4 protein-coding genes are annotated in these 5,601 nt (G+C 40.4%); all 4 read right to left on the bottom strand.

Features of this window, described 5'->3' with window-relative positions:
• Nucleotides 1-212 precede the first annotated feature (212 nt).
• Complete coding sequence (locus tag KO511_RS06845; RefSeq protein ID WP_215986718.1) at nucleotides 213-449, bottom strand: hypothetical protein; 237 nt, start codon at nucleotides 447-449, stop codon at nucleotides 213-215.
• Nucleotides 450-839: 390 nt separating this feature from the next.
• A complete protein-coding gene (locus tag KO511_RS06850; protein ID WP_215986719.1) occupies nucleotides 840-1,247 on the bottom strand; it encodes a hypothetical protein in 408 nt (135 codons plus the stop codon).
• On the bottom strand, nucleotides 1,231-2,436 hold the full coding sequence (locus tag KO511_RS06855; protein WP_215986720.1) for a hypothetical protein: 1,206 nt from the start codon (nucleotides 2,434-2,436) through the stop codon (nucleotides 1,231-1,233). The genes KO511_RS06850 and KO511_RS06855 overlap by 17 nt, the downstream gene beginning before the upstream one ends.
• 440 nt (nucleotides 2,437-2,876) lie before the next feature.
• On the bottom strand, nucleotides 2,877-5,291 hold the full coding sequence (locus KO511_RS06860) for an AAA family ATPase (RefSeq protein ID WP_215986721.1): 2,415 nt from the start codon (nucleotides 5,289-5,291) through the stop codon (nucleotides 2,877-2,879).
• Between the last annotated feature and the right edge of the window lie 310 nt (nucleotides 5,292-5,601).

Consider the following 5,601-nt stretch of genomic DNA (forward strand, 5'->3'; position numbering starts at 1 on the left):
AGGTTGATAGATTTTTAGCTATATTCTCATTGAGCATTTGATGGCAATAGACGCCACAAACTTTTACGTTTTTGGTCGCGTTATAACCTTCATAAGTTCTTATGTTGGGTTTTCCTACTACCAGAACTTCGTTGTATTTACCGTTAGTGCTATCGATAACACTTCTAGGAGCGTCAACTCTAGGAGCGTCAACCTTTGCATATGTCCCACCTTCAGGAGTGTAACCTTGCTTTCCTTGCCCTTTGAAGTAGCTTTCGGTCAGGGCATAAGTATTTTTTGGGCTTATCTACCTCATTTCCAGCGTGGTTTTGAAATTGCACATCATGTGGGGAAGTTGAAATGATATTTTGAGTTGGCGCTGCCAGAATCAAACCGACATCAGCCCATTGTGATCTAGAGTGTTGCCCTGTTTCTACAACCGAAGTGCTGACAACATCCCAAGAAGACAAAAGCTCTTCCGCTTTTTGGCTTAGTAGTGGTGATTCTTGTTTGAAGTCACGTATGGTATGTACTAAGAATTGCTTTGGCTTTATATGGGCAGTATGAACCTGTTCAGCATGTGCAAAAAAGACATCAAGAACAAGATTAATATTGCACGAAAGGGCAGGAATTTGCTGGTGGGGTCAGATCCCATTTCGCGGGTTCTTTAATAAGGTACAGCTAGCTAAAATATGGACAAAAGTTTTCCAGTGCTTTTGCTAAATTAGCAATTCATGGATAACTATAGTTATGGCAAAGGGGCCGTGAAGAGCTAGTGCGATCGGTAAAATCGAATTGTACTAGCAAAATGAGTTGACCCATGCCTAGATGCAGATTAAAAAATTGTTTATCGACCTACTCTAAAACTTCTCACATAAGGAAAGATCAGAAACATAGTCACGCATTAAATTTTTCTTGTAACCTGCTCTTTCAGGACACTCAACCATCTTATTGGGTTTAATTACTAGATAGAAATTGGCATAGTTCACACCAGTTCCTATCAATGCGCCAATAAGCATTGGAATATAAAACCATCGAATAGACCCTTTCCTTTTCCCTCGAATAAATTGCAATGGAAGTAGAATGAAAACTATAGAAATAACGAGGACAAAAAAACCAAACAATGCAATAAATGGAAGTGGCACATAGGAAAAAGAAACACTCTCTACTTGGTCAATCGAAACAAATAAAGGGCTTGCACATAAATATGCCACATACCCCAGCACAGCTATGATTGCTATTAAAAATACGCTAATTAAAACTCTCAATTGCACCCTCTACAATTTTATTCTGAAAATCAGTAGTTTTATCTATAGTCCAAACGGCAAAACTAGATCCGATAATTATGATAGTTCCAGCTAAAAACGTAACGGGAATAGAAGCCACAGCCAGAACCCCAAGGATACCACCTGCCAGAGCTGTAGAGCTTAAAACACCAACCAATAATTTGGCTTCATCGATCCCCAGCTGTTTCAATGTATACTCATCATTCAAAACATACTGTAGAACGTTAATTGCTGAACCAACCAATATTTCCATAGGTGCGGTGACTTTGACATAACGCGCCATACCTTTGACTGAATCCAAAGCACCTAAGCCAAGTTTGACCACTTGAGGATTTGATGCCTTAAAACGATGACCCGCTAACAAGGTTTTCATGTGCTGTTTGTAGCCTTTCAATATCAGGTAATCGACGCCATTATGTGTTTTCACGTAAGCCGTCACACCCAACCCCCCTAATTTTTTAGCGGTATCAAAGGCATCGTAAGTGCCTTTCATTGCGCCGCCGATATTTTGAGTTTTATCGAGCACATCAAAAAATTCTTTCCACTCTTCAGGAGCAAGAACGGTCGCTTCTACGACGTCTTGCGTGTATCGAACATGGATCTCTTTCTCTCCCTCTTTAGCGAGGAAGTTGTACGGCGGCCAGTAGGCATTGTTGGGGTTAATCACAGGCGTTGAGGTCTGCGCCGTTTGCGTTTGTGCCGTCAGTACTTTCTGCGCGGCTTGCTCCGCTTTCTGTTTTGCGACTTCTTCATTCATGGCTTGAACTGCTAAGCGTGAGCCTTGCGGTGTTTTTGGGGTTACGCTAATAAGAGGGTTATACGCTATTCTTGGATTAGGTAATTTGGCTTTTCCATGCTCGTATAGTGCAACCGCTTCATCGTAGCTGATGCCATATTCATTATTATCCCACGTCATGGAGTGCCGAGGTGAAAACGGGTAACCTTTGTCATCTGGAGAGCTTCCAACTGGTCTTTTGAGTCTGTCTCGATTGACCGGATTGCGCCTCATGTGTTGCTCTTGTTCGGTCTGAGCATGAAAGGCTATCAGCGCTTCGTCGTACGTCATATTCGCATCAGACCAATAGCAGTCATGATATCGAGGCGGAAAAGGATAGCTAAATTCATAATGATGCTCTAACTCAGATTTCAGGTCGGGTTTATTCTCTTCCATTGTAAGCCGTGTTGGATAGTATGTGTTGGCCGTATTATAAGGGATGTTTTGGTTTAATATTGACTAAATGTATAATCTAAATGACTTTTCCTATTGTTATTTTGCCTGTAAACCAATATTTGTGATCTGCTCGCGACTCACTGGATTTCTTTGAATGTAAAACAAATAAGAATAACGGCATTATAAGTATTGTAACGATGGGGACATATGCCCTCATACACCTTCCTTAGAATACGTTAATGTTAGACATTAGAAAAAATAGGTCAGTCTAGCGACGGGTTTTTGTTAGGGTTCTAGCTCAAAATCACTTTGGGGCAAAAGGTGTGTTTGACGTGATCTGCTCTGGCGCAATTCTTATCGATGAAGCGTTAACTTCAATGACCCTGACAGATTAACTCCAGAGCCATTGTAAACCTCCCCTAATTAGCTGTCCGGGATCATTAAACCACTCCAGTTTCCACCTCAACAGCCTCACCAACACTTTTCATCAACGAAGTAAATTGGTCGCGATCTTGCTTCAGTCGTTCAATGATTTGCCTAGCGGCAGTTTGCATTTCTGGAACTTCAATAGGGGATGCACCTCTCTCAAAGACTCCAGACAGGTGAGAATACTCATTGTTTATTCTGTCTGTTAATACCGCCGGAATACTATCTTCACCAAAAAATGATCCAAGAGTTCCTGGTGTCATGCCTTGATCGGGGTATTTGTAATACAGGTAGATTTCAAAAAACTTCCTAGCATTGTTGGCAAAATTGTAAAACGTTGTATAGTTGTCATCATCGATAGCGTCAAGAGAGGCACATTTATGGATTTGATGAAATAGGTAATTAAACTCAGTCACATATTCTTTTAAGTATGATGGCATGACCTGTAAGGTAGACTTCTTGTCTTGCCTAACAACGACAAAATATGCTTTTTGACAGTTAACCTTCTTTCCTTCAGCATTAAGGTAATTATCCTTTAATTTTTTCAGATACTTAAGGAAGTCAAGATTGTGTGTCGAAACAAATAGCTGTGCAAATTTTCCCTTCTCGACAACTTCCGCATTTAACAGGCTGTAAATAAAGAAAATATGATTACCATCGAGTGATGAGATAGGATCATCAATCCAAATTATTGGTTTTGAGTCTTTGGTTGCAACATCATCTAGCTTGGCCAAAAAGTAGCAAAATGCCAGCAAGCTGCATTCACCTTCGCTAAGGTGGTAAGCCTTTTTTCCGTCACGGATCACTTCAAATCTAATGCGCTTGGAGTCCTGCGTTGGTCCTTCATTTTTAGCTTCCAAAGTTAAGAACTGATGCCCGAAAAAATTATTCAGGTATTCATTTACCTTTTTAACCCCTTTTTCTTCGTCGTTCAGTTCACCTTTCTTAGCCGTAACTTGTGCTTGTTTTTTGGTAATGTCCTCATTGATAGTCGTCTGCGCTTTTAGAGCCTCATCATTCTTGTGCTTTAAGGTTTCAATTGAATCTAGCTGTGGTTGGTAATCAATCGTAAGCAAATAGTCAGCGACTTCTTTCAGTCGCAAGTCGGCTTTAGCCTTTGTTTGTTCTTCAGCTAATGAGCTGCTAAATAACTCTGATTGAGAGCAAAGGTCACTGTATTCCTGCCAGATTTGCGTTAATGTTTCAGCACAATCAACTGGGCTCTCATATTTTTTAGCATTTAGAATGTCATCTTTTCGCGCCTTCAGTTGCTTGGTTAGGTTATTTAAAGCAAGCTGATAGTTTTTGGTTGCAGCTTTTAACCTTGAATCCAAGGCTGTTAGTTGTGAGTGAAACTTAGAATAAAAAACGGATTGATCAATGGTGAGCGCGGCATTAACCGTTTTTTCTTCGGTATCTACCTTAGCAAGTAGCACATCAATTGACTTTTCTAATAACCCAGATTCTTCATCAAAGTGCTTATCAAGCTCACCCCATCGCTTAGCCGAAATTTCATTGTCGCAAAATGCGCATTTTTCATGCTTGTTTCGATGATGAGTACGGCCTTCATTTACCCAGCGGTTAAGTACTGCATCTTTGACTAACGCCTGAATTTTGTCAGACTCACTGATGCGCTTGGTAATCAGTGTTTCCACTTGTTGTGCCAAGCTCAAAAAACTTAGCTTAGGTGAAGAAAATCTAGGTATTGCAGGCAAAACCTTTTCATGAATCAGCTTTTCGTACTCACCCACTTGTTCTGAATTTAACAGTTGAAAACCTGGATCGCTTACCATCTTGATATCAGTTTTTAATTTTGTAATGGTGTAGTTTTGGTCACCAAAACGCTCAGGCCTATATTTAATGCCGATGTCTTTGTTGGTCGCTTTATCACCCAGTCGTTTTTCTAGACTATCATTCGCTTTCTTATGGAAACTAAAGGTATTTTCGTATGCAACGGCGGCCTGCTTTTTGTCAGCAAACAAACCTGTTTCTTGTCCTTCAACATTAGAACCCAGTTCCTCTTCAAGAGCTTCGATATCTTTTTCGATTTTATTGTTGTCATCACCTAAGATGGCAAACGGTTCAATGCTGTCGTCTGGGTTGGTGATAAACCGTAGATTCTCTCTAATAAAATCTTCGTTAAATACGCGAATGTTCTTATCATGGGTAGATAAGGTTGTGAGTGTTACATCTGAGTTGCCAGAAAATTCTAGCTGGAACGATGGCGAGCCATATTTGTCTGACAAAGCGCCTGTCTCTAGGGCACGCGCAATACGCGATAGTGTGGTCTTACCGGAATAGTTGCGACCATAGATGATGTTAATACCTACAAAGTTCTGAACAGCACCACCTTTATTTTTAACTTCACTATCCCAACTGAAGTCTTTGAAAACACCCAGATTCTTAATGTGTTGGATTTTCTTAAGCATTATTGCTCTCCTTATTGTAATAGGTGATCTGTCTTTAATTAGGTGTTTGGTTAGTTATTTACGCTGCATTGTGAATATCTTCTGAGCGTGGTGATTTAGCCCCTTCAAGCACGGGGAATGACAACACAACGGTGTTGCGACAATAAGTTAGCTGTGTGAGGTGAATCTCAACCTACCCTCTAGACAGATGCAGGCCTACATTATTACTCAATCATAACCATATTGAATCATTAAAAAGGGCTCTTCTCCGCTTTCATGAGTCTGTATGCACAGGCTCATTCATCATAATTACATGATTTATAATGCTTAT

The sequence above is a fragment of the Vibrio hepatarius genome, from assembly GCF_018860525.1.
GTDB classification, from domain to species: domain Bacteria; phylum Pseudomonadota; class Gammaproteobacteria; order Enterobacterales; family Vibrionaceae; genus Vibrio; species Vibrio hepatarius_B.